Origin of the sequence: Streptomyces sp. SID1328 (assembly GCF_009865595.1) — a bacterium.
Lineage (GTDB): Bacteria > Actinomycetota > Actinomycetes > Streptomycetales > Streptomycetaceae > Streptomyces > Streptomyces griseoluteus.
The window spans coordinates 1-260 of the sequence record NZ_WWKH01000509.1 but is presented as its reverse complement, the minus strand read 5'-3'; the positions used below and the strand labels follow the sequence as shown (position 1 = coordinate 260).

The following is a 260-nucleotide window of genomic DNA, read 5'->3' as shown; positions in this document are numbered from 1 at the left end:
CCCGGCCCAGTCGGTCCCGTCGGCCCGCAAGGGCACCGGCTCGCCCCCGGGGACCAGCGCCGCCGCCTCCAGGTCGGCCCACAGCGGGTCGCCGAGGTCCGGCTCGGCACCGGCCCGCCGCATCTGCTCCGCGCCGAGCAGATCGCGCAGCGCCTCCAGCACTGCCTCGCGCGGACGCAGGCCGCTGCCCGGCGCCCAGCGCACCGCCCCGCTCTCCGGGTCGGTGCAGCGGGCCAGGGCGACGGGCAGCGCGGTGGCCC

General features: G+C 81.5%; 1 pseudogene. It reads right to left on the bottom strand.

Annotation, left to right across the window (positions count from 1 at the left end):
• Nucleotides 1-260: pseudogene (locus GT030_RS15925) on the bottom strand (transcriptional activator protein); the annotation flags it as partial.